The following is a 2,312-nucleotide window of genomic DNA, read 5'->3' as shown; positions in this document are numbered from 1 at the left end:
TTAGGGTTGTCTACGGCTGTCCAGTCGCTAAGGTCTCCTGTCTCGAAGCTACCGTTAAGCATGATGTCCTGTGACTGGAAGTCTCCTTCGCAAACGATCACAGGGGCTTCGGTATCTTCAACAGTTACATCGAAGCTACAAGTAGCAGTATTACCACCGGCATCAGTAACTACGAAGGTGTTGGTTGTGGTTCCTACTGGGAATTCAGCTCCAGAAGGAAGTCCAGCAGTTTGTACCACAGATCCTGGTGTAGAAGTAATAGTAAAGCTTACGTTATCAATGTTTACGTTGAAATAGAACAACTGAGTGATCTGTTGGAAGCTCAGGTATACGGTCTGTCCTTCTAAGCCTTGCAATAGCGTAGTAAGATCGAACTGACGGAAGTTAGGTCCATCTTGAATGAGATCATCACCTGGGTTAGTACTATAGATTTCAGTAATTGGAACCATAGCAGCGTCCAATAGATCTACTCTAAATTCTTGCGATCCATCTACATAATCTGAAAAGAAGTTTCTAATTCTGTCGTACCATCTCACTTCTGCATCGGTTACGTTTGCAGGGACTAGGATGGGCTGAGAAATCATGTGGAAAGAAGGTCCGTCTTGCGCACTTAGAAGATCGAAAGTTCCTCCAATAGGCGCCATTGGAGCTCCCGGTCCATCGGGATCTTGTGTTCCGTCATTCAAAATAAATACAGGATCAAAGTCACCCAATACTACAGGTGTCCATCCGGTAAGATCACCTGTTTCAAAGTCTCCATTGGAAAGGTATTCTTGTTGAGGACAGTTGTCAGCGATCACAGGAGCATCATAGGTTACGATGGCTCCACAAATACCGGGATCACTTCCTGCGGTAATGTCTGCTGGGCAGGTTAGGGTAGGATCTTCTACATCTTCTACGGTAACCGTAAAGGAACAAGTAGCCGTGTTTCCGTCGCTATCCGTTGCTGTGAATTCTACTACAGTTACACCTACAGGGAATACACTTCCACTGGCAGGTCCCATAGTCTGTACTGGAACTGGCTCCGGATCATCCTCAATATCAACTACCAAAGGAGGTGAGAATGCAACAACGGCACCACAAACTCCTGCACTGGAAGTGGTCACGATATCCATTGGACAAACCATGGTTGGAGGATTTACGAAAGTTCCAGTAATTTCATAAAGATCGGTTGCATCTGTAAAGTAAAGGCTGATGTCTCCACTCCCATCGGAAGCAGGTCCAAATTCTAAGTCTTGGAAAGCACCAGGTGCAATACCCGTTACAAAGTCAGTTACAACACCTGTAGTTAGGTCAATTTTTCTGATAATTCCTAAAAATTGATCATACGCATAGGCATTACGACCATCTGGGGTAACAGCGAACTGAGAGGCCGATGTAGGTACAGATGCGATTACAGGCGAAACAGTACCTGTAGATATTTCTATAGTATGGAAGTTTCCATCTCCACAATACACCAATTCATCTGGGTTATTGGCAACAGAGGCTAAAGTCTCACGGCCATAGAAAACGGGAATCGTGATCGAAGTGGGGGTAGCCGTAAGTGTAGTTAGATCGCGTACATAAACAATGTTCATCGGATCTAAACCATCGGTAGTATATAAGTTATTACCAATTACAGCAGCACCTGCCTCGAATCCGCTAAGTGCGTCTCCGGTATAGGAGTTAATAGCTCCTCCAGATACATTCACTTCTCTCAAGGTATTCGAAGAAATTTGAGAGAAAACAAATCCATTGGCATATTCAATATCGGTATCGACAAAGGGATAAAAACCTGGTGGTACCGACCAGCTACCGTTGATAAGTGTAACGGTTCCATCTGGAGTCACGCTATATAGAGCACTTGTCGTGTTCTGGGAAGCTACGTAAATGGTTCCAGTAGATTGGTCAATGGCCATTCCTGCCATAACCTCTGGCATAGTGGCAAGTGATGAAAAGGCAAATCCAGGCTCAACGATTGTGATGGGCATAAGATTTTGATTGCCGTTTTCGGAGGGGTCGTTTATAGTGTATTCCGAGGCGTATACACTGGGGTCAGTTAAGTTTTGTGCTTGCACCTGAAAGGTGAGCAACGCCGTTATGACATAAAGCCATAACCTTGTAGTTTTGTTCATAAATTAAGGATTAGATTAAAAATTAGCAGCCCAAAAATAGCACGGAAAGAATTACCCTACAACATTTTAGAAGGGGAAAATTCCTGTTTTTTCTCTTCTTTTTTAAATAGGAAACAAAAAACCCTCCTTCGCGTAAAGCTCGGGAGGGTTTTGTTTTGGGAATTGTTTTCCCTTATCTCTTGACGAGTCGCTTCACCG

The 2,312-nt window shown here is 44.0% G+C and carries 1 protein-coding gene; it reads right to left on the bottom strand.

Annotated elements, in window-relative coordinates; translation table 11 throughout:
- On the bottom strand, nucleotides 1-2,114 hold a 2,114-nt coding region (locus POV27_RS16810; protein WP_272863958.1), incomplete at its 3' end, for an HYR domain-containing protein.
- Between the last annotated feature and the right edge of the window lie 198 nt (nucleotides 2,115-2,312).

Origin of the sequence: Aureisphaera galaxeae (assembly GCF_028561275.1) — a bacterium.
Classification (GTDB): Bacteria; Bacteroidota; Bacteroidia; order Flavobacteriales; family Flavobacteriaceae; genus Aureisphaera; species Aureisphaera galaxeae.
This window is presented reverse-complemented; position numbering and strand designations above follow the sequence as displayed.